Genomic DNA, 23,682 nt, shown 5'->3' with positions numbered 1-23,682 from the left:
TTTCGTTCTTCACCATGACAGCTTTCGTACGAAGCGGCGGCCGCGCCGCAGACCAGTTGCGCCCGGTGCGCATCACGCGCGGTTTCACCATCCATGCCGAGGGCTCGGTGCTGATCGAGTTTGGCCAGACGCGCGTGCTGTGCACGGCGTCCGTCGAGGAAAAGGTGCCACCGCACAAGCGCGGCAGCGGCGAAGGCTGGGTCACGGCCGAATACGGCATGCTCCCGCGCGCAACGCACACCCGCAGCGACCGTGAAGCGGCCCGTGGCAAGCAGAGCGGTCGCACACAGGAGATCCAGCGCCTGATCGGCCGCTCGATGCGCGCCGTGTTCGACCTGGCCGCGCTGGGCGAGCGCACCATCCATCTCGACTGCGACGTGCTTCAAGCCGACGGCGGCACGCGCACGGCGGCCATCACCGGCGCCTTCGTTGCCGCGCAGGATGCGGTCAACAAGCTGCTCGCTGACGGAAAAATCCCCGCGTCGCCCATTCGCGGCCACGTCGCGGCCATCTCGGTGGGCATCGTTCAGGGTACGCCTCTGCTCGACCTCGAATACATCGAAGACTCGGCCTGCGACACCGACATGAACGTGGTGATGACCGGCGCCGGGCACTTCGTCGAAGTGCAGGGCACGGCCGAAGGCGCGGCATTCTCGCGCGAAGAGATGAATGCGCTGCTCGCGCTGGCCGAAAAAGGCATCACCGAACTGACTGCGCTGCAGACGCAGGCGCTTTCGAGCTGACACAACAGAAGATAGAGGTGCGCATCCGCGCACGCCGACGATGAAACTGGTCCTGGCCTCCAACAATGCAGGCAAGCTCGCGGAGCTGCAGGCGCTGCTCGCGCCGCTCGACGTCACGCTCGTGCGACAGTCGGAACTCGGCGTCGGCGAAGCCGAGGAGCCGCATCGCACCTTCGTCGAGAACGCGCTCGCCAAGGCGCGTCACGCCTCGGCCGTCACGGGCCTGCCGGCCATCGCCGACGATGCCGGTCTCTGCGTCGAGGCCTTCGGAGGCCTTCCCGGCGTCGACACCGCGTTCTACGCCACGCAATTCGGCTACGAGAAGGGCGACGCCAACAACGTGCGTGCGCTGCTGGAGCAATTGGCCTCGCAGACCGATCGGCGCGCGGCCCTGGTCAGCACGCTGGTGGCGCTGCGCAGTGCGGACGACCCGGAACCGCTCATCGCAGTCGGCCGCGTGGCTGGCGAGATCGCGCGCGAACCCGTGGGGGACAACGGCTTCGGCTTCGACCCCGTGATGTTCCTGCCGCAGTTCGGCAAGACCTTTGCGCAACTGCCCGCCGATATGAAGAACGCCAACAGCCATCGCGGACAGGCGGCGCGCGCGATGCTGGCCCTGATGCGCGAGCGGTGGTCGTGAGCGTCGTCATCCCGATCTCGAAAGACGCCGAGGAGCCTGCCACCTGCGCGGGCAGCGCGAACGACGCGCTTCACATGATGCGGCCCGGCCCGCTGCAGCTCTCGTCGCTGCCACCGCTGTCGCTGTACGTCCATCTCCCATGGTGCCTGCGCAAGTGTCCCTACTGCGACTTCAATTCGCACGAGTGGCGAAGCGGCGGCGACGCATTGCCCGAACAGCGCTATCTCGACGCCCTGATCGCTGACCTGGATGCCGCGCTCCCGTTGATCTGGGGCCGTACCGTGCACACGATCTTCATCGGCGGCGGTACGCCGAGCCTGTTCTCGCCGGCATCCATCGACCGGCTGATCGGCGACCTGCGTGCACGGCTCAAGCTCACGCCCGATTGCGAGATCACGCTCGAGGCCAATCCCGGCACCTTCGAGCGCGACCGCTTCCGTGCCTACCGGGCAGCCGGTGTCACGCGCCTTTCGGTCGGTGTCCAGAGCTTCAACGACGAGCATCTGAAGGCACTGGGCCGCGTACACGATCGCGCGCAGGCCATTGCCGCTGTCGAAGAAGCCGCGGCTGCCTTCGACACCTTCAACCTCGACCTGATGTACGCGCTGCCCGGCCAGACCCTGGAAGGGTTGGATGCGGACCTCGACCAGGCCCTGGCGCTGGCGCCGCCGCATCTGTCGGTCTATCACCTCACGATCGAACCCAACACCTACTTCGCCAAGTTCCCGCCCGTGGTGCCCGAGGACGACACCGCCTACGCCATGCTGGACCGCATCACGGAGCAAACTGCAGGACGGGGCCTAGGGCGCTACGAGATTTCGGCCTACGCGCAAACTGGGCATCAGTGCGCACACAATCTCAACTATTGGGAGTTTGGCGACTACCTCGGCATTGGCGCAGGTGCCCACAGCAAGCTGAGCTTTGCGCATCGCATCGTCCGACAGGTTCGCTTTCGGGAGCCACGTCTGTATATGGACAACGCCATCGCATCGAACGCCGTCTCGCAAAGCGAGGACGTCGCGATCGCTGCGTTGCCATTCGAATTCATGCTCAACGCCTTGCGGCTGAAGGCCGGCTTCACGCTGGCGCAGTTCGGCGAGCGCACCGGTCTGGCCATCACCGCCATCCAGCGCGGCCTCGAAGAAGCCGAACGCAAGGGATTGATCGAACGGGACCTCTCGCGTGTCTGGCCGACCACGCGGGGGTACGATTTCCTGAGTGATCTTCAGGCTATCTTCCTGCCCGACACCTGAGCGACCCCGAAAAGCCATGGAAAACCTCGAATCTCCTGAGATCAAGCGCCGTTCGCGCGGCCGTCCCAGCCCGGAGCAGGCCGTCGCGCTGCGCGAATCGTTTCTTGCCGCGGCGCTGGAGTCCTTCCTGGACAAAGGCTATGCCGCTACCAGCATCGAGGCCATCGCGCGCGAGGCGGGCGTCGCCAAGATCACCATCTATCGGCAGTTCGACAACAAGGAGGCCCTGTTCCGCGAGGTCGTTCACCGTGCCGTGAGCAACGCCCGCGAGACGATGCAGGCCACATTGGTGCAGCCCAGCGCCGACGAGCGGCAGGTACTGCTCGACCTGATCGAGCGCATGTACCTGAGCGCCACGGAGCCGAAGACCCTGGCGCTGCTGCGCCTCGTGATCGCCGAAGCCGTGCGCTTTCCGGAACTGGCCAAGTCGCTCTATGCGGAAAACAGCTACGTGCTCGCGCCCGTCGTCGAATACCTGGCGGAAGGGCACAAGAGGGGGACGCTGCATGTGCCTTCGCCCGAACTGGCTGCGGTGCAGTTGTCGACCCTGGCTTTCGGCGGGGTGCGCTTCTTCATTTCGAAGCCCCTGGCCGGGCCCGAAGAGCGGCGTGTCTGGGCGGAAGGCATTTTGGATCTGGTGATGCGCGGGTGGGCGCCGACGCCGGCCGACGCGGCCGGAAAACCCGAGCAAAGCAGCGACTAAAATCGCGTCTCTGTCTTCAAGCGCATCGAAGGCAGCCCAGGAGAGTTGGGTGAGTGGTTTAAACCAGCAGTCTTGAAAACTGCCGACGGGCAACCGTCCGTGAGTTCGAATCTCACACTCTCCGCCACGGCACGCCAAGCTGATCGCCGGTCCCTTCACTGCGTTCGATCCGAGGCTATGACATTGCCCGTCCAAGCGTGTTGCCAGTGTCCTTCCGATGAAGGCAAGACTTCCCTGGCGGAAGACTTCGGGTTTTAATGGCCCTCCTTCAGTGAGAGGGGATCGATCGATGAACTTCCCATACTGCGCCGCTGCGTTGGCCCTCGGCCTCGCGACATTGACCGCCCATGCGGACACCTTCCGTCTGACCAGCCCGGACCTGCACGATGGCCGTCCGATCGACAACAAGTTCGTCTTCAAGGGCTTCGGCTGTACTGGAGAGAACGTCTCACCAACCTTCCGTTGGGACCATGCCCCCGCCGGAACCAAGAGCTTCGCGTTGATGGTCCACGACCCCGACGCGCCCACAGGCGGCGCCGGCTTCTGGCACTGGGTGGTCGTCGACATTCCCGCGACGGCGACCTCGTTCGAGCAGGGCGCCGGCACAACCGACGGTGCCAAACTTCCCGCAGGCGCACGTCAGATCAACACCGACTATGGCGCCCCGGGCTGGGGCGGCCCTTGCCCGCCCGCCGGCGACAAACCGCATCGCTACCACGCCACGCTCTACGCCCTCAAGGTCGAGAAGCTGGAACTGCCGCCCAACCCGACGGCCTCGCTCGTGGGTTTCGTGGTCAATGCCAACGCGATCGGCAAGGCCACCACGACCGGAACCTATGGAAGAAAGAAGTAGGGCCAATCGCAACCCATGTCCAATCCGGTTCCAACGCTTTCCCTCCTAGAAACCCGCGTGCTCGGCGTGCTCGCCGAAAAGCAGCGCACGGTCCCTGACAGCTACCCGCTGACGCTCAACGCGATCGTCGCGGGCTGCAATCAGAAGACGAGCCGCAATCCGATCCTGGAGATGTCCGATGCCGATGCACAGGCAACCATCGACAGTCTCAAGGGCTACAGCCTGGTGTCGGAGAGCAGCGGCGGCCGCGTGTTTCGGTACGCGCACAACATCGACGGCGTGCTCCGGATTCCCTCGCAGTCGATCATCCTTCTGACGGTGCTGATGCTGCGGGGGCCGCAGACGGCCGGCGAGCTTCGCATCGCCTCGGACCGCATGCACAACTTCGCCGACATTTCGTCGGTGGAGGCTTTTCTCGACGAGATGGCGGAGCGGCCTGCCGGCGGGCTTGTGGTGAAACTGCAGCGCTTGCCTGGCGCGCGTGAAAGCCGTTGGGCCCACCTGCTGAGCGGCACACCGGCCGAGGATGTATCCGTGGCCACTCTGCAGCCCGTCGGCGACGTGTCCTTGGGTGAACTCGCAGCGCTCAAGGCCAACGTGGCGAGGCTCGAGACCGAGGTCGCGAGCCTGAAGGCGCTGGTCCAGCGAATGGCGTCGGAGTTGGGCATCGAGGGCGATCGATAGCCGCGAACGCACTTCCGAGTGTTGTGTATTGCCTGCATTTCGCGCGGATGCAACGTACGTGCGCGAGTCTGCCTCTTGCTGCCCTATATACTCCGCGCCGCTTGCAGCTTGTATCGATCGCTGCGCCGCCGTTGGCAACACGGCGAAACTATCCTAAGGAAATTCACTTGAACCGTATCGAACTGGTCGAAAAGATCGCCACCACTCACACCGTCAGCAAGGCAGAAGCCGCTCGCATCCTCGAGACCGTGACGGGCTCCATCATCGCCGCAGTCAAGAAGGGCGACCCCGTCCAGCTGATCGGCTTCGGAACCTTCAAGCAAGTGGCGCGCGCTGCTCGCACGGGTTTCAACCCCCAGGCTGGCGCCAAGATCAAGATCGCCGCACAGAAGGTGCCGAAGTTCGTGGCAGGCGCAGCGTTCAAGGCCGCGATCGACCCGAAGGCTGCCAAGCGCAAGGCCGAGAAGGCGGCGGCCAAGCCCGTCGCCAAGAAGGCTGCTGCACCGGCCAAGAAGGCCGTGGCAGCGAAGAAGCCCGGCAAGAAGTAATTTCGTCGCAGCTCCAGGGCTGCGTCGAATGAACAACGGCCCCTCGGGGCCGTTTTCTTTTGGGCGCGCCGACGATCAGCGCTCGCTTGGGCGCAGCAGCCGCAGCCCGTTGCCGACGACCAGCAGGCTGGCGCCCATGTCCGCGAACACGGCCATCCACATGGTGGCGGTGCCAACCACCGCCAGCACGAAGAACACGGCCTTGATGGCGAGCGCCAGGCTGATGTTCTGCCAGAGCACCGCATGCGTCCGGCGCGACAGCGTGATCGTCTCGGCGATGCGGCCGAGGTTGTCGTTCATGATCACGACGTCCGCAGCCTCCATGGCCGTGTCGGTCCCCGCGGCGCCCATCGCGAAGCCGATGTCGGCCTGGGCCAGGGCCGGAGCGTCGTTGATGCCGTCGCCGGTCATCGCCGTGGCCCCATAGCGTTGGCGCATGGCCTGAATCGCGGAGAGCTTGTCTTGTGGCAACAGGCCGCCTCGCGCATCGTCGATACCGGCCTCGCGTGCCACAGCCTGTGCAGTGGCGTCGTTGTCGCCGGTCAGCATGACGGGCGTCACGCCGAGGCGCTTGAGTTCCGCAATGGCTTCGATCGAACTGGACTTGAGCGTGTCGGCCACCGCGAACACGCCGAGCACGCCGCTGTCATTCGCGAGAAGGGTCACGGTGCGGCCCTGGGACTCGTGCGCGACGAGTTCGGCCTCGAGGCTGGGCTCCGCCTGTCCGCGTTCCTTGATGAGCCGATGGTTGCCGAGTACGAGGCGCTGGCTGCCGATGACGCCCTCGACCCCGCGACCGGTCAGCGCCTTGAATTCATCGACCTCGACCGCGGTAATTTCCAGGCCGCCCGCGATCGCCTGCGACACCGGGTGATCGGATCGCGCCGCAAGGCTCCCGGCGAGGCGTCGGACTTCCTCCTCGTCGGCATCGCCCCAAGGCACGAGTGCCACGAGCTTCGGCTTGCCTTCGGTGATGGTGCCGGTCTTGTCCAGCGCAACGGCCTTGAGCAGCCGTGCGTCTTCGAGATAGGTGCCACCCTTGATCAGGATGCCTCGCCGCGCGGCCGAGGCAAGGCCGCTGACGACGGTCACCGGCGTCGAGATGACCAGCGCGCAAGGGCACGCGATCACGAGAAGCACCAGCGCCTTGTAGAGCGCTTCGAGCCACGGCCAGCCCAGGAAGAGTGGCGGCAGCACGGCGACGGCCACGGCCACCACGAACACCGCAGGCGTATAGACCGCGGCAAATCGATCGACGAAGCGTTGGGTTGGCGCGCGCGTGCCTTGCGCTTCCTCGACCGCATGGATGATGCGTGCCAGGGTCGTGTCGTTGGCGCCTGCGGTGACCCGAAACTCGATCTCGCCGGCTTCGTTGATCGTGCCTGCGAACACGGTGTCGCCCGGCCCCTTATCGACCGGAATGCTCTCCCCGGTCACGGGGGCCTGGTTGATGGTGCTGTGGCCCTTGGTGACGATCCCGTCCAGCGCGACCCGTTCGCCGGGCTTGATGCGCGCGATGTTGCCCAGGGCGATCTCCGTGGCCCGCACGCGCGCCCACGTCCCGTCGGCTTGCCGCACCTCCGCATCGGCTGGTGCGAGATCGACGAGGCCCTTGATCGCATTCCGCGCGCGGTCCACGGCGCGGGCCTCGATCAGTTCGGCAATGGCATAGAGCGCCATCACCATGGCCGCTTCGGGCCACTGGCCGATCAGGAATGCGCCGGTGACGGCCACCGACATCAAGGCATTGATGTTGAGCCGGGCGTGCCGCAGGGCCTTCAGGCCCTTCGTGTAGGTTTCGAGGCCGGCGAGCCCGATGGCGGCGGCGGCGACCGCCATGCCCGCAGCCTTCCATGCCGACGTGTCCGGCGCCAGGAAGGAAACGCCTTCGGCCATCAGCGCCAGGCCCAGCGCGGCCCCGAGTCGCACATGGGTGCTGGCGGGCCGTTGGTCGTGTCCGTGCTCGTCACCGTGGCTCGCGGCGACCCCTGCCGCGAGTGCCTCGGGCACGTAGCCGGCCTTGCGGATCGCATCCAGTGCCTTCGGAAGGGCCTCGGCGGAGCCGTCGATCCTCAGGGTCCGCTGGCCGAGTTGGAAGTGCAGACCGCGGATGCCCGCGATGGGCTCGACCGCGCGCCGGATGTCCGATTCCTCGGCGCTGCAATCCATGGTCGGGATTCGAAAGGTGTTCGCGGCAACCGGGCCGATCGACACGGGTTCGACGGCGTGGTCGTGTGCGCAGCACGCGGCATGGGCGTGTGCTTCGGCGTCGGAACCGTGCAATGCAACGATCGGAGTGTCGGGGATGCTTCTTGCCATGTACGTATTGAAAACCCTGAAGTGACTAGAAGGTCAAGGGCGGGCGGGGAGCAGGCTTGATGCAATCGACCCCGTGTGGCAATCTGCGTCGCCGTCGATCTTCCCGTCCGCCTTTGGATGGGCTTCGATGCAAGGAGGTCCGAATGCCAACCGTCACGGTGACCGTCAATGGCGCGTCGAGGAACATCGATGCCTGGGACCCCGACATGCCCCTGCTCTACGCGCTGCGCAACGACCTGGGCCTGCATGCGACCAAGTTCGGCTGCGGCCTCGGCCAATGCGGCGCCTGCACCGTGTTGCTCGATGGCGCCCCGGTGCGCTCGTGCACCATTCGCGTGGGCGATGCGGATGGTCGGCGAGTCGTCACGGCCGAAGGGCTCGGCACACTCGACAAACCGCACCCCGTGCAGGCCGCCTTCATCGCCGAGCAGGCCGCGCAATGCGGCTACTGCACCAATGGCATGGTGATGAGTTCGGTGGCACTGCTCCAGCGTATCCCCAAACCAAGCCGCGAGGAGGCGCAGCAGGCGCTCGCCGGCAACCTCTGTCGATGCGGGTCCCACGATCGTGTGCTGCGCGCCGTGGATCGCGCAGCCGGCTCCACGAGGACCTGACCATGACGTTCACGCTGCATCTCGACCAGGCGCCGGCCGGCCAGCTCACCCGGCGTGCCTTGCTGGAAGCCGGTGCGCTGGTCGTGGGCTTCGGCCTGTTCCCGGCGAAGTCGGCGCTGGCGCAAACCGCCGGCGCCCCCCAGGCGGCCCAACGCGCCCTGGCGCTCGACCAGGTCGATTCCTTCCTCGCCATCCGCAACGACGGATCGGTGGTCGTCTATTCCGGCAAGGTCGATCTGGGCACCGGCCACCGCATCGCCATGCGCCAGATGGTGGGTGAGGAACTCGGCGTGCCGGTCGAACGCATCGACCTGATCGAAGGTGACACGGCCCTGACGCCCAACCAGGGCCCCACGGCCGGCAGCACCGGGGTGATGCGCGGCGGCGTCGAGCTGAGGCAGGCCGCCGCGACGGCGCGCGAGGCGCTGGTCGCGATGGCAGGGCAGCGGCTGCAGGTGCCCTCCGATCAACTCAGGCTGCTCGATGGCGCGGTACGCGCGCCGGATGGCCGCAGCGTCCCCGTCGCGGCGCTGGTGGGCGGGCGTACCTTCGACGTCAAGATGAACCCCAAGGCGCCGCTGAAGCGCCCGGCGGACTACGTGCTGGTCGGGCGGCCTCTGCCGCGCCCCGACGTGCCCGCCAAGGTGACCGGACGCCACGTCTATGTGCATGACCACGTGGTGCCCGGCATGCTTCACGGCCGCGTGCTGCGGCCGCCCTCCGTCGGTGCGCGGGTGCTGTCGGTCGACGAGTCGTCGGTCTCGCGCCTGCCGGGGGTGCGCGTGGTGCGCATCGTCGATTTCGTCGGCGTGGTGAGTCCCGACGAATGGGCCGCGATTCGCGCGGCGCGCGAACTCAAGGTCCAGTGGAGCGAGAGCGCGGAGTTGATCGGCCACGAGGCGCTCGTCGACTGGGCGCGCAGCGGCCCCTTCGTCGCCGAGGAGGTCATCGCGTCCAAGGGGGACGCGCAGCGCGCGGCCTCGCTGCGCGATGCGCCCGACCTGCTGCGGGCCACGTATGCCTGGCCCATCCAGTCGCACGGCTCCATCGGTCCGTCATGCGCGGTGGCGGACGTACGCGCCGACAGCGGCACCGTATGGACCGCATCGCAGGCGACCCATCGCTTCCTGAACACCTTCGCCGCGATGGTCGATATACCGCGCGACAAGCTGCGCGTGATCTATCTCGACGGCGCGGGCTGCTATGGCATGAACGGGCATGATGACGCGGCCGCCGATGCGGTGCTGCTGTCCAGGGCCGTCGGCAAGCCGGTGCGTGTGCAGTGGAGCCGGCAGGACGAGTTGGGCTGGGATCCCAAGGGTCCGCCGCAATTGCTGGAGATCAAGGCCACGCAAATGTCCGACGGCCGCATCGACGCATGGGAAACCGATATGTGGGTGCCGCGCGCCACGGCCAACCTGGAGTGGATACCGCTGCTGGCTCCGCTCGCCGCGGGCATGCGGCAGCCGGTGGGCCAGTCGACCGGACTGGTGTCGCAGAACGGCGATCCGCCCTATGCCGCGAATGCCGTGAAAGTGACGGCGCACTGGCTGGGCCCGGCGCCGCTTCGGCCCTCCAACATCCGCGCGCCGGGCAAGGTCGCGAACTGCTTCGCGGTGGAAAGCTTCGTCGATGAACTGGCGGCGAAGGCACGCGTGGACCCGTTGGCCTTCCGCCTGCGCGACGTGTCGAACCCGCGAGGCGCCGAAGTGCTGCGGCGCATGGGGCAGATGATCGGCTGGCAGGCCAGGCCCTCGCCGGTGGCCGCCGCGACAGGCAAGGTCGCGGTGGGGCGCGGCATGGCCTATATCCACTACAAGAACAACGAGACCTTCGTCGCCATGGCGATGGAGGTCGAGGTCGACCGGTCGACCGGGGAGATCGCCGTGCGCCGCGTCTGCTGCGCCCACGATTGCGGGCTGATGATCAACCCCGATGCGGTGCGCGCCCAAGTCGAGGGCAGCATTTTGCAGACGCTCTCGCGCACCTTGTACGAGGAGACCACCTTCGACCGCTCGCGCGTCACGAGCGTCGACTGGGCCAGCTATCCGCTGCTGCGTTTCACCGCTGTGCCACGCCTGGAGATCGCGTTGATCGACCGCCGCGATGAGCCGCCGTTGGGTGCAGGAGAGGCCGCGTCCAGCCCGGTGCCTGCGGCGCTGGCGAATGCGGTGTTCGATGCAACCGGTGTGCGCTTGCGAAGCGTGCCCTTCACCGGCGCCAGGCTCAAGGCGCTGATGGCCTGAGCCGGCGCTTCAGAAATCGTTGCTGTGCAGGCAGATCGCGACGTTCGGATTCTCGCGATAGCGCATGGTTGCCAAGGCATCGATCGAATCGGCGTTCCGCGCATAGGCTTGCACCAATTCGGAATCCCCACCTTCGGGCGCCTGGAAGCGATCGTGCAGCGCTTCCTCGTCGATGCGGGCGATGATCCGGGCGCCATCGAAGCCGTCGGGATAGATGGCAAACTGCACGCTGCCAGTCGCTGGATGGAAGATTGCTTCTGAAGCCATGATGGTTGAGAGCTTTCACCTCGTTCCGGACAGTGTCTCGCTAACTTGTTAGCAAAAGCATCCGTCCGACGATGTATGCCACTGAGCAAGATGTGGACCATTTCACGGTCCCGGTAACAAATCGACGCTGTCCGCCTTCCACGCCTATTCCGATGTATTCCACGACACTGACCCGCGCGTTCAGCGCCGCGTTTTTCCTCATCGCCATGGCCGCAGCGCACGGCCAGGCCTTGCCATCCGGTGTGCGGCTGGGCATGTCGGTCGAAGCACTGCAGGCGGCCGTGCCCGGCGTCGAGCGCGTGCATCGGCCACAACGCCTCGCGGGTGGCCTTGCCGGGAACTGGCATGCGGCGCCGACGACGCTGGCGGGCCTGACTTTCGAGCCCGTGTTCTTTTTCGCGAGCGGGGAATTGCGGCGCGTGGAATGGGTTGCGGCCGCGGAGGCACAGCCGGACCTTGGCGCAGCGACATTCGCTGAACTCGTCGCGTGGGGGCGGAGTCGCTTCGGTCCCGAACTGGTTTCGAACGACCCTGGAAGTGCCTACGCCGCCTGGGTGGACGGCGATACCGATGTCTACGTGCAGCGCACAAGTGATCCGCGTCACGCGAGCGTGCGGCTGGTCTACAAGGCGCGCCAGGTCAGGGATGCCAGCGAGCTTTGACCTTCAGGTGGTGGTGAGCATGCCGCGCTCTTCGATGAAGGCGACAACCTCGGCCAATCCGGTGCGCGTCTTCAGGTTGGTCATCACGAAGGGGCGCTGCTTGCGCATGCGCCGGGTGTCGGCCTCCATCACACCGAGGTCGGCACCCACATAGGGCGCCAGGTCGGTCTTGTTGATCACGAAGAGGTCGCTCTTGGTGATGCCCGGGCCGCCCTTGCGGGGGATCTTCTCGCCGGCCGCGACGTCGATCACGTAGATCGTGAGGTCCGAGAGCTCGGGGCTGAAGGTGGCCGCGAGGTTGTCGCCGCCGGACTCGACGAACACGACGTCCGCATCGGGGAACTGCACCAGCATGCGGTCGATGGCCTCGAGGTTGATCGACGCGTCCTCGCGGATCGCCGTATGCGGACAGCCGCCCGTTTCCACGCCCATGATGCGTTCGGCCGGCAGCGCGCCCGCCACCGTCAGCAGGCGCTGGTCTTCCTTGGTGTAGATGTCGTTCGTGATCGCGACGAGGTCGTACTTGTCGCGCATCGTCTTGCAGAGCATCTCGAGCAGCGTGGTCTTGCCGGACCCGACAGGGCCGCCGATGCCGACGCGCAGGGGCGGCAGTTTCTTGGTGCGGTGGGCGATGTGATGGAGGGCGGAGGACATACGTGCTTGAAAGTGCTTAGCTTCTGAAGAGACGCGAGTACTGGGTTTCGTGCCGGGACGACAGGATGGCCAGCATGGGGGAAAAGGCCTGCCGGTCGTCATCGGGGAGTGTGATCGCAAGATCGACCGCCGTGGGGATTTCCGCGGCCAGGCGACCGAGCATGCGCTGGCCGGCGCTCTGGCCCAATGGCACCGCCTTGACCGCCGCGCCGACCATGTTCTCGGCCCAGCCGAATGCGAAGGCCAGGCAGGCGTCGCGCACCGGCGCCTCGGTGCGGCTCGCGGCAAAGGCAAAGGCGACCGGGTAGCTGGCGGGCAGCGCTTCGAAGACGGTCGCCGCATCGTCGTGATGCAGCTTGAGCCACTCGATGAAAGAGCGGCCCATCTGCTCGGTCTGCAGGAGGAACTCGGCGGATTCGCGCGTCTGGAACACCCAGGCGTTTAGCGCGTGAATACGCGCCAGGTCGCCGTTGCGCCAGGCGAGGATCGCCTGCGCCAGCACGGCGAGGTCTGCGCGCGCGAGGCTGAGGTGAAGCTGGTCGACCAGCCAGTCGGATGCGGCCTGCTCGGTGCCGAGCCCGGCCCATTCGATGCCCGCCTCCAGCCCTTCGGAGTAGGAGAAGCCGCCCACGGGCAGCGCGGGCGATGCGAGCCAGATCAGTTGAAGAAAGCTCGCCGCGGGCAGGGCGGCCGGCGCGTCATCCATCAATGCGAATGGCCGTGCGAGTGGTCATGGTCGTGGTGATCGTGGTCGTCGTGCGCTTGCGACCCTGCATAGGCGTCTGGGTGCAGCACCGGCCCGACCGGCCCCGCGCCGTGCGAATGCCCATGCCCGCCGGCCTGCGCGCCATAGGCGCCGCCTTCGGGCTCGAAGGCCTCCTCCGCTTCGCGCACGATCAGGTGCATCGATCGCAGCATGCCGGCCAGCACGTGGTCGGGTTCGATCTTCAGGTGATCGGGCTTGAGCTCGATCGGCACGTGCCGGTTTCCGAGGTGATAGGCCGCGCGCATCAGGTCGAACGGCGTGCCGTGTTCGCTGCAATGCGTGATGACCAGCACCGGCTGGGGCGCGGCGATCACCTTGATGAGCGAACCGTCCTCCGCGACCAGCACGTCTCCGCCGCGCACGGCCGTGCCTCGCGGCAGGAACACGCCGATCTGGCGGCCTTGCGAATCGGTGACGTCGAAGCGGCTCTTCTGGCGGACATCCCAATCGAGTTCGATGGTGGCGGCGCGCTTGAGCAGGACGGGCGCGAGGCCGCCGCCCTGGGGCATGAGTTTGTTGGCGGTGAGCATGGAGAGGCAGGTTGTTCGGTAATTGCGGATTGTCGATCCGCACCCAATCACCGGACTAGAACAGGAAATACCGCTGTGTCATCGGCAGCGAAACAGCGGGATCGCAGGTCAGTAACTGCCCATCGGCTCGCACCGCATACGTCTGCGCATCGATCTCCATCTTCGGCGTGAACGCGTTGTGCACCATGTGCTGCTTGCGCACGCCGCGGATGTTCTTCACCGCGCTCAGGTTCTTCGCAAGCCCGTAGCGCCGTCCGATGTCCGCTGCGAGCCCTGCCTGCGAGACGAAGGTCAGCGAGCTCTTCGCGAGCGATCCACCGAAGGCGCCGAACATCGGGCGGTAGTGCACGGGCTGCGGCGTCGGGATCGATGCGTTGGGGTCGCCCATCGCGGCCATGGCGATGGTGCCGCCCTTCAGGATCGCGAAGGGCTTGACGCCGAAGAAGGCCGGCTTCCACACCACCAGGTCGGCCCACTTCCCGACCTCGATGCTGCCCACCTCGTGCGAGATGCCGTGCGAGATCGCCGGATTGATCGTGTACTTGGCGATATAGCGCCTGGCGCGGAAGTTGTCGTTGCGCGAGTCGTCTTCCGGCAGCTTCCCGCGCTGCGCCTTCATCTTGTGCGCCGTCTGCCAGCAGCGGATGATGACCTCGCCGACCCGGCCCATGGCCTGGCTGTCGGAACTGAACATGCTGATGGCGCCCATGTCGTGCAGGATGTCCTCGGCCGCGATGGTTTCCTTGCGGATGCGGCTTTCCGCGAAGGCGAGGTCTTCCGGAATCCCGGCGTCGAGGTGATGGCAGACCATGAGCATGTCGACGTGCTCGTCGAGCGTGTTCACGGTGTAGGGCATCGTCGGGTTGGTCGACGAGGGCAGGAAGTTCGCCTCGCCCACCACCCGCAGGATGTCCGGAGCGTGCCCGCCGCCCGCGCCTTCGGTGTGGAAGGCGCAGATCGCGCGGCCCTTCACGGCGGCGATGGTGTTCTCGACGAAGCCCGATTCGTTGAGCGTGTCGCTGTGGATCGCGACCTGCGTGTCGGTCGCGTCGGCCACGTCCAGGCAGTTGCTGATGGCGGCGGGCGTGGTGCCCCAGTCCTCGTGGAGCTTGAGGCCGATGACGCCCGCGTCGATCTGTTCGTGCAGCGCGGCCGGCAGGCTCGCATTGCCCTTGCCAAGGAAGCCGAGGTTCATCGGGAACGCATCGGCTGCTTGCAGCATGCGCTCGATGTGCCACGGGCCCGGCGTCGCGGTGGTCGCGAAGGTTCCGGTTGCCGGCCCGGTGCCGCCGCCGAGCATGGTGGTCACGCCCGAGGCCAGTGCTTCCTCGATCTGCTGCGGGCAGATGAAGTGGATATGGCCGTCGATGCCACCGGCCGTGACGATGTTGCCTTCGCAGCTGATCACCTCGGTGCCCGGCCCGATGACGATGTCCACGCCCGGTTGCACATCGGGGTTGCCCGCCTTGCCGATGGCGACGATGCGGCCGTCCTTCAGGCCGATGTCGGCCTTCACGATGCCCCAGTGATCGAGGATCAGCGCGTTGGTCATCACCGTGTCGACGGTGCCTTCGGCCCGCGTGCGCTGGCCTTGCGCCATGCCGTCGCGGATGGTCTTGCCGCCGCCGAACTTGACTTCCTCGCCGTAGCCGCCGGCATGCAGCGTGTAGTCCTCCTCGACTTCGATCACCAGGTCGGTGTCGGCGAGGCGGACGCGGTCGCCCACCGTGGGGCCGAAGATTTCCGCATAGGCGCGGCGGCCGATCGTTGCCATGTCTAGAGTTTTCCTTGAACGAGGCCACGGAAGCCGTAGACCACGCGGTCGCCGGCGAAGTCCACGAGCTCGACGGTGCGCTGCTGGCCGGGCTCGAAGCGCACGGCGGTGCCCGATGCGATGTTCAGGCGCATGCCGCGTGCCGCTTCGCGGTCGAAGCCCAGGGCGCCGTTGGTTTCGGCGAAGTGGTAGTGCGAGCCGACCTGGATCGGCCGGTCGGCGGTGTTCTGGACCACCAGGGTCAGCGTGCGGCGTCCGGGGTTGAGGACGTGGTCACCTTCGTCGGTGATGAGTTCGCCGGGGATCATCGGCGCTGCCTCAGGCCAGTCCGCCGAGCAGGGCGACGCCGAACATCGCCACCGCAGCGCCGGCGAGGCGGGGCAGCCAGCGATGGCCGTTGCGCAGCGACCAGCCGAGCGCGATGCCTGCGCCGTGTAGTGCGACGGTCGCGGCGAGCATGCCAGCGAGCGTCATCGCGGCGGCGGATTCACCCGCCAAGTCCTGGCCGTGCGCGACGCCATGGAAGACGGCGAACGCGCCGACCAGCGCTGCCGCAGCCACCGCCGGCAGGCGACGTTGCGTAGCGACCAGTAGCCCCAGCACCAGCAGCGACGCGGCAATCATGGGCTCGACGGCCGGCATTTGCACCCCAGCCAGGCCTGCGACGGCGCCGACCAGCAGCATCACGGCAAAGCCCAGCGGCGCCCACAGCATGTCCGGCCAGGCGCGGCGCGCCGTGAGCGCGCTCCACAGGCCCACGGCCACCATCGCGGCCAGGTGGTCGGCGCCGGTCAGCGGGTGAAGGAAGCCCATGACGAAGCCATGGTGGTGTCCGCCGTCGACGCCGGTGTGCGCGCTGGCAATCAGCGGCATGGCGGCAAGCAAGGCGAGTGCAGTTGCAAAACGATAGAGGCGCATGAAGAAATCCTCAGTTGTTATTCAGTTCAAGGAACACCGTGGAACCGGCTCCGCCGGGCCGCCGGTGTTGCCCCCTGCAAGGGGGTGGAGAGCGACACGAAGTGCGCGAGCCTGGGGGTGAGTCATAAGATCGGTTGGTGCACGGTGACCAGCTTGGTGCCATCAGGGAAGGTCGCTTCGACCTGGATATCCGGGATCATCTCGGGGATGCCGTCCATGACATCGTCGCGCGTGAGCACCGCGCGGCCTTCGCTCATGAGCGCAGCCACGCTCTTGCCGTCGCGCGCGCCTTCCATCACGGCGGCCGAGATGAGCGCGATGGCTTCCGGATAGTTGAGCTTGAGCCCACGGGCGCGGCGCCGTTCGGCCAGCAGTGCCGCCGTGAAGATCAGCAGCTTGTCTTTTTCGCGCGGTGTCAATTCCATGGCCAGACCCTTTGCAACAGTCGTGCCGCCGGGTGACCGGCACGGTCTCGTGGCATGAAAGCTGCACCTGTCGCATGTGCACTCCACCGCCGTCCCACCCGCTCCGAGCGACGAAGCGCCGCAGCGCATCGTCAAGGTCCGGCGTGACTACAACAGCTGGGTCGCCAGCGAGACGCTGGAAGACTACGCGCTGCGCTACACGCCGCAGCGCTTCCGCCGCATGTCCGAGTGGCGGGTGGCGAGCACGGCCTTCGGCGGTGCCGCCTCGTTCCTGATCCTGGAAGCGGTCGGAGCCACCTTGTTGGTGCAGTACGGGTTCGTCAATGCGTTCTGGGCCATCCTGGTGACCGGGCTCATCATCTTCCTGGCCGGCCTGCCGATCAGCGTCTATGCGGCGCGCTACGGCGTCGACATGGACCTGCTCACGCGCGGCGCGGGCTTCGGCTACATCGGCTCGACGCTGACTTCGCTGATCTACGCTTCCTTCACTTTCATCTTCTTCGCGCTCGAAGCGGCGGTGATGGCCTATGCACTGGAACTGGCGCTCGGCATACCGCCGGTCTGGGGCTACCTGGTGTGTGCGCTGGTGGTGATTCCGCTGGTCACGCACGGCGTCTCGGCGATCAGCCATTTGCAGCTCTGGACCCAGCCCATATGGCTGATCATGCTGGTCGTGCCCTTCGGCTATGTGCTCGCGCGCGATCCTGGTGCGTTCTCGGGTATCTCGCACTATGTCGGGGTCAAGTCGGCATCGATAGGATTTGATCTGCACCTATTTGGTGCCGCTTTGACCGTTGGCATCGCGCTGATCACCCAGATGGGCGAGCAGGCCGACTACCTGCGCTTCATGCCGGCGCGCACTGCGGCCAACAGCGGACGCTGGTGGGCCGGCGTGCTTGCGGGCGGGCCGGGATGGGTCGTGCTCGGCGTGCTCAAGATGCTGGGCGGCGCATTGCTCGCCTACCTGGCGATCAGCCACATGGTGCCGCCCGAGCGCGCGGTCGATCCGAACCAGATGTACCTGGCCGCGTACGAGTACGTCTTTCCCAATTACGGCTGGGCGGTCGTGGCGACGGCGGTGTTCGTCGTGATCTCGCAACTCAAGATCAACGTCACGAATGCCTACGCCGGCTCGCTCGCATGGAGCAATTTCTTCTCGCGCGTGACGCACAGCCATCCCGGCCGCGTCGTGTGGGTGGTGTTCAACGCGCTCATCGCCTTCATGCTGATGGAGATGAACGTGTTCGAGGCCCTGGGCGACGTGCTCGGGCTCTACGCCAACATCGCCATCGCCTGGATGATGGCGGTGGTGGCCGACCTGGTCATCAACAAGCCGCTGGGGCTTTCGCCGCCGGGCATCGAGTTCAAGCGGGCGCACCTGTGGGATATCAACCCGGTCGGGGTCGGCGCGATGGCGCTGGCGTCCATCCTGTCGATCACCGCGCACCTGGGGTTGTTCGGGCCGCTGGCGCAGGCCTTCTCGGCGCTGATCGCGCTGGGCACGGCCTTCGTCACGGCGCCGATGATCGCCTGGGCCACGCGCGGCAAGTACTACATCGCGCGCGTCTCCGACGAGCGCGGGGCGGCACCCTTCGTCCCGGCCGCTCGCCGCTCGGCGGTGCGCTGGGCGCGTGTCGAATCCGATGCGGGCAGCTACCGGCGCCTCAGCACGCAGCGCTGCGTGATCTGCGAGCGCGAATACGAGGGCCCGGACATGGCGCACTGCCCGGCCTACCAGGGAGCGATCTGCTCGCTGTGCTGCACGCTCGACGCGCGCTGCGGCGACCTGTGCAAGCCCGAGGCAAGCCTGTCGGCGCAGTGGTCGGGCGCCCTGCGCTGGCTGCTGCCGCGCCGCGTGTGGCCGTACCTCGACACGGGCCTTGGCCACTTCCTGCTGCTGATGCTGATCGTCGTGCCGCTGCTGGCCGCCGTCTTCGGCGTGCTGTACCAGCAGGAACTGCGCGCGCTCGGCGAAACCGCACTGACCGAAAGTGCGTTGGCCGACCTGCAGCCCGCATCGCTGCGATCGGGATTCCTCAAGGCCTACATGGCGCTGCTCCTGATCGCCGGCATCGTCGCCTGGTGGCTGGTGCTTGCGCAACAGAGCCGCAAGGTGGCGCAGGAAGAATCGAACCGCCAGACGCACCTGCTGGTGCGCGAGATCGAACTGCACCGCGAGACCGATCGCGCACTGCAGGCCGCCAAGCAGACTGCCGACCAGGCGCGCGAGCAGGCGGACCAGGCCAACCAGGCCAAGAGCCGCTACATCAGCGCCATCAGCCACGAGTTGCGCACGCCGCTCAACAGCATCCTCGGCTACGCGCAATTGATGGGCGAGGACGCCGCCGTGCCGCCGCATCGCAGGCAGGCGGTCGCGGTCATCAAGCGCGGGGGCGAGCACCTGCTGTCTTTGATCGAAGGCACGCTCGACATTGCACATATCGAGGCCGGCAAGCTCACGCTCAATGCCAGGCCGATGCAGTTCGCGGAGCTCATGACCGAGCTCGCCGACATGTTCGAGCTGCAGGCCGAGGAGAAAGGCCTGGCCTTCCGCTTCGAGCCCGCCGGCACCTTGCCGGAACTGGTGCGAGCCGACGAGAAGCGGGTGCGGCAGATCCTCATCAACCTGCTGGGCAACGCGATCAAGTTCACGGCCACGGGGCAGGTGACGCTGCGCCTTCGCTATGCGCGCGAGTTCGCGGCGGTGGAGATCGAGGACACCGGCCCGGGCATGTCGGCCGAGGAACTGGGTCGCATCTTCGAGCCTTTCGCGCGCGGCGCGATCGCAGGGCCCGCTGCGCCTGGCGCTGGCCTCGGACTCACGATCGCGAAGATGCTCATCGACCTGATGGGCGGCGAGATGACCGTACAGAGCACGCCGGGCGTGGGATCGGTGTTCCGCCTGCGCCTCTTCCTGCCGCACGTGCACGAGGTGCCCGCTGCGAGCGTGCGCCGTGTCTCGGCACCCGTGGCGCGCGTGCGCAGAGGCTACGAAGGTCCGCGCCGCCGGCTGCTGGTGGTCGACAACGAGGAGGCCGATCGCGACCTGCTCGCGCATGTGCTGTCGCCGTTGGGCTTCGAATTGCGTACCGCGGCGAGCGGCCACGATGCACTCGACCTGATCGCGGCCGGCTGGCGACCGCATGCGATGTTCGTCGACCTCGCGATGCCGGGGATCGACGGCTGGGAAACCATCCGCCGCTCTCGCGCGCTCGGGCTGACGGAGGCCGCGGTCGCGATCGTGTCCGCCAATGCCTTCGACAAGCGGCTGGACAACGATGTCGGCATCACGCCGGAGGACTTCTTCGTCAAGCCGGTGCGCCACAGCGAACTGCTCGATTGGCTGGAGCGCCGGTTGGAACTGCGCTGGAACGACCAGGCCGTGGTGTTGCCTGCGTCCGAAGCGGCCATTGCGGTGGTGCCTTCCGCAGAGCGCCTGCGCGCGCTCGAAGAGGCGGTGAGCCTCGGCTACTTTCGAGGAATCATGAACCAGCTCGATGACATCGACGCAGCACAGCCCGAGTGCGCCGCATGGACCGCAGTGCAGCGTGCGCTGGCAAGGCAATTCCAGTTCGAGGCCATGAGCCGCGCCTTGACGGCGGCGGCGGGGACCTCATGAGCACCTCCGCCCCCACGCCGCTCGTCAGCACCCTGCGCGGCAGCGCCGGCAACAGCGACCTGGTCCTGATCGTCGACGACGTGCCCGACAACCTCGCCGTGCTGCACGACGCGCTCGACGAATCCGGCTACACCGTGCTCGTCGCGACCAGCGGCGAACAGGCGTTGCAGCGCGCGGCGCAGGCGCGGCCCGACATCGTGCTGCTCGACGCGATGATGCCCGGCATCGACGGCTTCGAGGTTGCGCGCCGCCTCAAGGCCGACGCCGCGACCGCGCACATTCCGATCGTCTTCATGACCGGTCTCACCGAGACCGAGCACCTCGTCGCCGCGCTCGAAGCCGGCGGCGTGGACTACGTCACCAAGCCCATCAAGCCCAAGGAAGTGCTGGCACGCATGAATGTGCACCTGCAGGGCGCTCGCCGCGCGAGGCAGGAAGCGCAGCAGGCGGGCCAGGCACGCAATGCGCTCGATGCCTTCGGCTACGCGAGCTTCACCGTGCGCATGCCTGATGGCAAGCTGATCTGGCAGACCGTGCTGGCGCGCGACCTGTTGCTGCGCTATTGCGGCACCAGCGCGCCGGTGACGCCGCCCGCCGTGCTCGACTGGCTGCACCGCCACTTGCCCGATGCGCAGGAGCGCCAGATCGAGCCGCCCGTGCTGACGATCGAGCAGGGCGCGACCAGCCTCAACCTGCGCCTGCACCAGCAGACCGGCCACGACGACGACGGCGACGACTGGCTGATCATCATGCGCGAGGTGTCCGACACGGCGGTCATCGAAGCCATGAGCCTCAGCCTGAAGCTCACGGCGCGCGAGGCCGAGGTCCTCTACTGGGTCGTCAAGGGCAAGACCAACAAGGACATCGGCGAGATCCTGGGCAGCAGCCCCGCCACGGCAAAGAAGCACCTGGAGCGTGTGTACGTCAAGTTGGGCGTCGAGACACGCACCGCAGCGGCCGGCGTTGCGATGAAGCGCATCCGCGAACTGCAGCCCCAATTCGAAATCTGAGACGGCCCCGGCGGGGCGGGCGCATGATCGCCGCGAAACCGACATGCGTCGCTTCTAGAATCCGCCGCCATGCGCCGACACCTCCCCCTCATCCTGCTATGGCTGGCCGCGGCAACAGCGCGGGCGGGTGGGCATTTCGACGTCGATGACGCCTTCACGCTGGACCCCGGCCAGTGCCAGTACGAAGCCTGGTATGGCCGTTTCGGGACCGAGCCCGTCACGGACCTTCACCTGGGGCCTGCCTGCCGGGTCGGGCCCGTCGAACTCGGCTTCAACTTCGATCGCTACGCCGTACCGGGCCTCTATGGCTTCGTGCTCGGCCCGCAGGTCAAGTGGACCTGGTTCGGCAAGGAGTCCGACGCGAAGCTGGTGTCGGCCATCTCCGCCGGCTTGAACTTCGATGTCACGCACGGCGGCTCGACGGGCGGGCAACTCGTGCTGCCGGTGAGCTGGCATGCGCTCGACAGCCTGTGGGTCCATGCCAACGTCGGGGCCGACTGGACGACGGTGACCGGCGAACGCACCGGGCGCGGCGGGCTTCAGGGCGAATGGGCGTTGAACGACAAGGTGAGCCTGATGTTCGAGCGGTTTCGGGCGTTCGGTTTCTGGACTTCACGCGTCGGAGCGCGATACAGCCTGACGCCGTTGATCAGCATCGACGTGAGCGCCGCCCGGACCACGGCGGAGGGCAGTCCGCGGGTGTATGTGATCGGGCTCAATCATGAGTTCAAGCGCCCCTGAGCCTCAGATCTCCGCGCCCTCGACCAGGAAGCGCACGCGCCGCACGCCCTGCCATTCATCGGCATCCAGCCGGTAGGCGATCACCACCTTCGGCGGCAGCGGCTCGGTGTGGCCGAACCAGATGCCGTCCACCGGCTTGCCCCGGTGCTTGAGCTTCAGCGCCAGATGCTTCTCGCCGACGAGCCGCTGCGAGACCACTTCAACTTCTTCGCTGAAGGTCGGCGGCGCAAAGCCCTGGCCCCACACCTCGCGGTGCAGCGTGTCGACCAGGTCCACGCGCAGGTACTCGGGTGCGAGCGGGCCGTCGGTATCGAGCCGTCGCGTGAGGGTGGCCGCATCGAGCCATTCCTGCGCCACTTCGGAAAGCGCCTGTTCGAAGGCTGGGAAGTGCTCCCGCGCCACGGTGCAGCCTGCCGCCATCGCGTGGCCGCCGAAGCGAAGCAGCACGCCCGGGTGCCGCTTGGCGACGAGGTCGAGCGCATCTCGAAGGTGAAAGCCGGGAATCGACCGGCCCGAGCCCTTGAGCTCGTGCGACTTGCCGTCCGCACCGCTGGCGGCAAAGACGAAGGTCGGCCGGTGGAAGCGCTCCTTGATGCGCGACGCGACGATGCCGACCACGCCTTCGTGGAAATCCGCGCCGAACACGCTGATCGCGGCGGGCGGCGCCTGTGTGTCGTCGAAGAGCGATTCCGCGAGCACCAGCGCCTTGTCCCGCATGCCACCTTCGATGTCGCGGCGTTCGCGGTTGATGCCGTCGAGTGTGCGCGCGAGCTCTTCCGCGCGGCCGGCGTCGTCGGTCAACAGGCATTCGATGCCGAGCGTCATGTCGGCGAGTCGTCCGGCCGCGTTGATGCGCGGGCCGAGCGCGAAGCCGAAGTCGAAGGTGGTCGCGGCCGCTGCGTTGCGGCCTGCCGCCTTGAACAGCGCCGCAATGCCCGCAGGCATCGCACCCGCGCGGATGCGCCGCAGTCCCTGCGCGACCAGGCGCCGGTTGTTGGCGTCGAGGCGGACCACATCGGCGACCGTGCCGAGCGCGACAAGCGGCAGCAGGGCATCCAGCTTGGGCTGATTGGCAACATCGAATACGCCACGCAGGCGCAGTTCGGACCGCAGCGCGAGCAACACGTAGAACATCACGCCGACGCCAGCGATGCTCTTGCTTTCGAAGGTGCAGTTGGGCTGGTTCGGATTCACGAGCACATCGGCTTCGGGCAGCGAAGGGCCGGGAAGGTGGTGGTCGGTCACGAGCACCGACAGGTGGCGCGCCTTGGCGGCAGCCACACCCTCGACGCTCGCGATGCCGTTGTCCACGGTGATGAGCATGTCCGCGCCGCTGTCCGCCACGCGCTCCGCGATCGGCGGCGTGAGGCCGTAGCCGTCGGTCACGCGGTCGGGCACGAGGTAGCTCACGTGCTTGGCGCCGAGCAGGCGCAGTCCGCGCGCGGCAACGGCACAGGCCGTCGCCCCGTCGCAGTCGTAGTCGGCGACGACGCACAGGCGCTTGTCGTCGCGGATCGCATCGGCCAGCAGGATTGCCGCTTCGTGCGTCCCGCGCAGGGTGTTCGGCGGAAGGAGACGCGCGAGGCCGTCGTCGAGCTCTTCCTTGGCGAGTACGCCGCGCGCGGCGTAGAGCCGCGCCAGCAGCGGATGCACGCCGGCCTGTTCGAGCGCCCAGGCGCTGCGCGGGGGAATGTCCCGGGTCGTGATCTTCAT

23 protein-coding genes and 1 tRNA gene are annotated in these 23,682 nt (G+C 67.1%); 14 read left to right on the top strand and 10 right to left on the bottom strand.

Translation table 11 applies throughout. The features are described 5' to 3' along the window. Positions 1 to 14 precede the first annotated feature (14 nt). From rph to AC1D3B_RS31105, 8 genes are all read left to right on the top strand, one after another. A complete protein-coding gene (gene rph / locus AC1D3B_RS31140; RefSeq protein WP_478194541.1) occupies positions 15 to 743 on the top strand; it encodes a ribonuclease PH in 729 nt (242 codons plus the stop codon). Positions 744 to 783: 40 nt separating this feature from the next. Next, positions 784 to 1,383 (top strand): RdgB/HAM1 family non-canonical purine NTP pyrophosphatase, encoded by a 600-nt coding sequence (gene rdgB / locus AC1D3B_RS31135; protein WP_478194540.1) that lies wholly within the window; start codon positions 784 to 786, stop codon positions 1,381 to 1,383. Then, positions 1,380 to 2,636 carry a radical SAM family heme chaperone HemW gene (hemW, locus tag AC1D3B_RS31130; RefSeq protein ID WP_478194539.1) on the top strand — a complete coding sequence of 419 codons (1,257 nt, stop codon included), beginning with the start codon at positions 1,380 to 1,382 and terminating at the stop codon, positions 2,634 to 2,636. The genes rdgB and hemW overlap by 4 nt, the downstream gene beginning before the upstream one ends. A 16-nt stretch (positions 2,637 to 2,652) precedes the next feature. Then, complete coding sequence (locus AC1D3B_RS31125; RefSeq protein ID WP_478194538.1) at positions 2,653 to 3,339, top strand: TetR/AcrR family transcriptional regulator; 687 nt, start codon at positions 2,653 to 2,655, stop codon at positions 3,337 to 3,339. Positions 3,340 to 3,378: 39 nt separating this feature from the next. Beyond that, positions 3,379 to 3,466 (top strand) — tRNA-Ser (locus AC1D3B_RS31120). A gap of 162 nt (positions 3,467 to 3,628) precedes the next feature. Next, positions 3,629 to 4,192, top strand: a complete 564-nt coding sequence (locus AC1D3B_RS31115) for a YbhB/YbcL family Raf kinase inhibitor-like protein (protein WP_478194537.1) — start codon at positions 3,629 to 3,631, stop codon at positions 4,190 to 4,192. A 15-nt stretch (positions 4,193 to 4,207) separates the two neighbouring features. Further along, a complete protein-coding gene (locus AC1D3B_RS31110) occupies positions 4,208 to 4,876 on the top strand; it encodes a YceH family protein (RefSeq protein WP_478194536.1) in 669 nt (222 codons plus the stop codon). 167 nt (positions 4,877 to 5,043) lie between these two features. Continuing rightward, the gene (locus AC1D3B_RS31105) at positions 5,044 to 5,424 is read left to right on the top strand and encodes an HU family DNA-binding protein (protein WP_478194535.1); all 381 of its coding nucleotides are present in this window, start codon (positions 5,044 to 5,046) and stop codon (positions 5,422 to 5,424) included. A gap of 75 nt (positions 5,425 to 5,499) precedes the next feature. Here the strand turns inward: AC1D3B_RS31105 and AC1D3B_RS31100 are convergent, their stop codons facing one another. Further along, positions 5,500 to 7,743: a heavy metal translocating P-type ATPase gene (locus tag AC1D3B_RS31100; protein ID WP_478194534.1), complete on the bottom strand. Its 2,244-nt coding sequence runs from the start codon at positions 7,741 to 7,743 to the stop codon at positions 5,500 to 5,502. 143 nt (positions 7,744 to 7,886) lie between these two features. On the opposite strand from AC1D3B_RS31100, the gene AC1D3B_RS31095 reads away from it, so the two are divergent. Beyond that, positions 7,887 to 8,357: a (2Fe-2S)-binding protein gene (locus tag AC1D3B_RS31095; RefSeq protein ID WP_478194533.1), complete on the top strand. Its 471-nt coding sequence runs from the start codon at positions 7,887 to 7,889 to the stop codon at positions 8,355 to 8,357. A gap of 2 nt (positions 8,358 to 8,359) precedes the next feature. After that, on the top strand, positions 8,360 to 10,603 hold the full coding sequence (locus AC1D3B_RS31090; protein ID WP_478194532.1) for a xanthine dehydrogenase family protein molybdopterin-binding subunit: 2,244 nt from the start codon (positions 8,360 to 8,362) through the stop codon (positions 10,601 to 10,603). A 9-nt stretch (positions 10,604 to 10,612) separates the two neighbouring features. Here the strand turns inward: AC1D3B_RS31090 and AC1D3B_RS31085 are convergent, their stop codons facing one another. Further along, positions 10,613 to 10,870, bottom strand: coding sequence for a hypothetical protein (locus tag AC1D3B_RS31085; protein ID WP_478194531.1), 258 nt, complete (start codon positions 10,868 to 10,870; stop codon positions 10,613 to 10,615). A 152-nt stretch (positions 10,871 to 11,022) separates the two neighbouring features. Here AC1D3B_RS31085 and AC1D3B_RS31080 point away from each other — a divergent pair, with 152 nt between their 5' ends. After that, positions 11,023 to 11,532, top strand: coding sequence for a hypothetical protein (locus AC1D3B_RS31080; RefSeq protein WP_478194530.1), 510 nt, complete (start codon positions 11,023 to 11,025; stop codon positions 11,530 to 11,532). Between the two features lie 3 nt (positions 11,533 to 11,535). Here the strand turns inward: AC1D3B_RS31080 and ureG are convergent, their stop codons facing one another. The 7 genes from ureG to AC1D3B_RS31045 form a co-directional block, all read right to left on the bottom strand. After that, the gene (gene ureG, locus AC1D3B_RS31075; RefSeq protein ID WP_478194529.1) at positions 11,536 to 12,186 is read right to left on the bottom strand and encodes an urease accessory protein UreG; all 651 of its coding nucleotides are present in this window, start codon (positions 12,184 to 12,186) and stop codon (positions 11,536 to 11,538) included. A gap of 16 nt (positions 12,187 to 12,202) precedes the next feature. Next, positions 12,203 to 12,892, bottom strand: a complete 690-nt coding sequence (locus tag AC1D3B_RS31070) for an urease accessory protein UreF (protein ID WP_478194528.1) — start codon at positions 12,890 to 12,892, stop codon at positions 12,203 to 12,205. Beyond that, entirely contained in the window at positions 12,892 to 13,482 is a 591-nt protein-coding gene (ureE, locus tag AC1D3B_RS31065; RefSeq protein WP_478194527.1) for an urease accessory protein UreE, read from the bottom strand. The genes AC1D3B_RS31070 and ureE overlap by 1 nt, the downstream gene beginning before the upstream one ends. 55 nt (positions 13,483 to 13,537) lie before the next feature. After that, positions 13,538 to 15,256, bottom strand: a complete 1,719-nt coding sequence (gene ureC / locus AC1D3B_RS31060) for an urease subunit alpha (RefSeq protein WP_478194526.1) — start codon at positions 15,254 to 15,256, stop codon at positions 13,538 to 13,540. Positions 15,257 to 15,258: 2 nt separating this feature from the next. Continuing rightward, entirely contained in the window at positions 15,259 to 15,564 is a 306-nt protein-coding gene (locus AC1D3B_RS31055) for an urease subunit beta (RefSeq protein ID WP_478194525.1), read from the bottom strand. A 10-nt stretch (positions 15,565 to 15,574) separates the two neighbouring features. After that, complete coding sequence (locus AC1D3B_RS31050) at positions 15,575 to 16,174, bottom strand: HupE/UreJ family protein (RefSeq protein WP_478194524.1); 600 nt, start codon at positions 16,172 to 16,174, stop codon at positions 15,575 to 15,577. 122 nt (positions 16,175 to 16,296) lie between these two features. Continuing rightward, positions 16,297 to 16,599, bottom strand: a complete 303-nt coding sequence (locus AC1D3B_RS31045) for an urease subunit gamma (RefSeq protein ID WP_478194523.1) — start codon at positions 16,597 to 16,599, stop codon at positions 16,297 to 16,299. A gap of 76 nt (positions 16,600 to 16,675) precedes the next feature. On the opposite strand from AC1D3B_RS31045, the gene AC1D3B_RS31040 reads away from it, so the two are divergent. The 3 genes from AC1D3B_RS31040 (at position 16,676) to AC1D3B_RS31030 (ending at position 21,969) form a co-directional block, all read left to right on the top strand. Further along, positions 16,676 to 20,218 carry a hybrid sensor histidine kinase/response regulator gene (locus AC1D3B_RS31040; protein WP_478194522.1) on the top strand — a complete coding sequence of 1,181 codons (3,543 nt, stop codon included), beginning with the start codon at positions 16,676 to 16,678 and terminating at the stop codon, positions 20,216 to 20,218. Continuing rightward, positions 20,215 to 21,228, top strand: a complete 1,014-nt coding sequence (locus AC1D3B_RS31035) for a response regulator (RefSeq protein ID WP_478194521.1) — start codon at positions 20,215 to 20,217, stop codon at positions 21,226 to 21,228. The genes AC1D3B_RS31040 and AC1D3B_RS31035 overlap by 4 nt, the downstream gene beginning before the upstream one ends. 69 nt (positions 21,229 to 21,297) lie before the next feature. Further along, on the top strand, positions 21,298 to 21,969 hold the full coding sequence (locus AC1D3B_RS31030; protein ID WP_478194520.1) for a hypothetical protein: 672 nt from the start codon (positions 21,298 to 21,300) through the stop codon (positions 21,967 to 21,969). Between the two features lie 3 nt (positions 21,970 to 21,972). Here AC1D3B_RS31030 and recJ read toward each other — a convergent pair whose 3' ends face one another. Beyond that, a complete protein-coding gene (gene recJ / locus AC1D3B_RS31025; protein WP_478194519.1) occupies positions 21,973 to 23,682 on the bottom strand; it encodes a single-stranded-DNA-specific exonuclease RecJ in 1,710 nt (569 codons plus the stop codon).

It is taken from the genome of Variovorax sp. P5_A3, from assembly GCF_056400665.1.
Note: the sequence above shows the minus strand (reverse complement) of the source record. Positions and strands in the feature narration are given on the sequence as shown.

What these genes read in the sequence shown, in the direction of transcription:
- AC1D3B_RS31080 (WP_478194530.1), top strand. Translation starts at nt 11,023, where the DNA reads ATGTATTCCACGACACTGACCCGCGCGTTCAGCGCCGCGTTTTTCCTC.
- ureE (WP_478194527.1), bottom strand. Translation starts at nt 13,482, where the DNA reads ATGCTCACCGCCAACAAACTCATGCCCCAGGGCGGCGGCCTCGCGCCC.
- AC1D3B_RS31100 (WP_478194534.1), bottom strand. Translation starts at nt 7,743, where the DNA reads ATGGCAAGAAGCATCCCCGACACTCCGATCGTTGCATTGCACGGTTCC.
- AC1D3B_RS31030 (WP_478194520.1), top strand. Translation starts at nt 21,298, where the DNA reads ATGCGCCGACACCTCCCCCTCATCCTGCTATGGCTGGCCGCGGCAACA.
- AC1D3B_RS31095 (WP_478194533.1), top strand. Translation starts at nt 7,887, where the DNA reads ATGCCAACCGTCACGGTGACCGTCAATGGCGCGTCGAGGAACATCGAT.
- ureG (WP_478194529.1), bottom strand. Translation starts at nt 12,186, where the DNA reads ATGTCCTCCGCCCTCCATCACATCGCCCACCGCACCAAGAAACTGCCG.
- AC1D3B_RS31110 (WP_478194536.1), top strand. Translation starts at nt 4,208, where the DNA reads ATGTCCAATCCGGTTCCAACGCTTTCCCTCCTAGAAACCCGCGTGCTC.
- recJ (WP_478194519.1), bottom strand. Translation starts at nt 23,682, where the DNA reads ATGAAGATCACGACCCGGGACATTCCCCCGCGCAGCGCCTGGGCGCTC.
- AC1D3B_RS31115 (WP_478194537.1), top strand. Translation starts at nt 3,629, where the DNA reads ATGAACTTCCCATACTGCGCCGCTGCGTTGGCCCTCGGCCTCGCGACA.
- AC1D3B_RS31090 (WP_478194532.1), top strand. Translation starts at nt 8,360, where the DNA reads ATGACGTTCACGCTGCATCTCGACCAGGCGCCGGCCGGCCAGCTCACC.
- AC1D3B_RS31055 (WP_478194525.1), bottom strand. Translation starts at nt 15,564, where the DNA reads ATGATCCCCGGCGAACTCATCACCGACGAAGGTGACCACGTCCTCAAC.
- AC1D3B_RS31125 (WP_478194538.1), top strand. Translation starts at nt 2,653, where the DNA reads ATGGAAAACCTCGAATCTCCTGAGATCAAGCGCCGTTCGCGCGGCCGT.
- AC1D3B_RS31070 (WP_478194528.1), bottom strand. Translation starts at nt 12,892, where the DNA reads ATGGATGACGCGCCGGCCGCCCTGCCCGCGGCGAGCTTTCTTCAACTG.
- AC1D3B_RS31085 (WP_478194531.1), bottom strand. Translation starts at nt 10,870, where the DNA reads ATGGCTTCAGAAGCAATCTTCCATCCAGCGACTGGCAGCGTGCAGTTT.
- ureC (WP_478194526.1), bottom strand. Translation starts at nt 15,256, where the DNA reads ATGGCAACGATCGGCCGCCGCGCCTATGCGGAAATCTTCGGCCCCACG.
- AC1D3B_RS31050 (WP_478194524.1), bottom strand. Translation starts at nt 16,174, where the DNA reads ATGCGCCTCTATCGTTTTGCAACTGCACTCGCCTTGCTTGCCGCCATG.
- rph (WP_478194541.1), top strand. Translation starts at nt 15, where the DNA reads ATGACAGCTTTCGTACGAAGCGGCGGCCGCGCCGCAGACCAGTTGCGC.
- AC1D3B_RS31035 (WP_478194521.1), top strand. Translation starts at nt 20,215, where the DNA reads ATGAGCACCTCCGCCCCCACGCCGCTCGTCAGCACCCTGCGCGGCAGC.
- rdgB (WP_478194540.1), top strand. Translation starts at nt 784, where the DNA reads ATGAAACTGGTCCTGGCCTCCAACAATGCAGGCAAGCTCGCGGAGCTG.
- AC1D3B_RS31045 (WP_478194523.1), bottom strand. Translation starts at nt 16,599, where the DNA reads ATGGAATTGACACCGCGCGAAAAAGACAAGCTGCTGATCTTCACGGCG.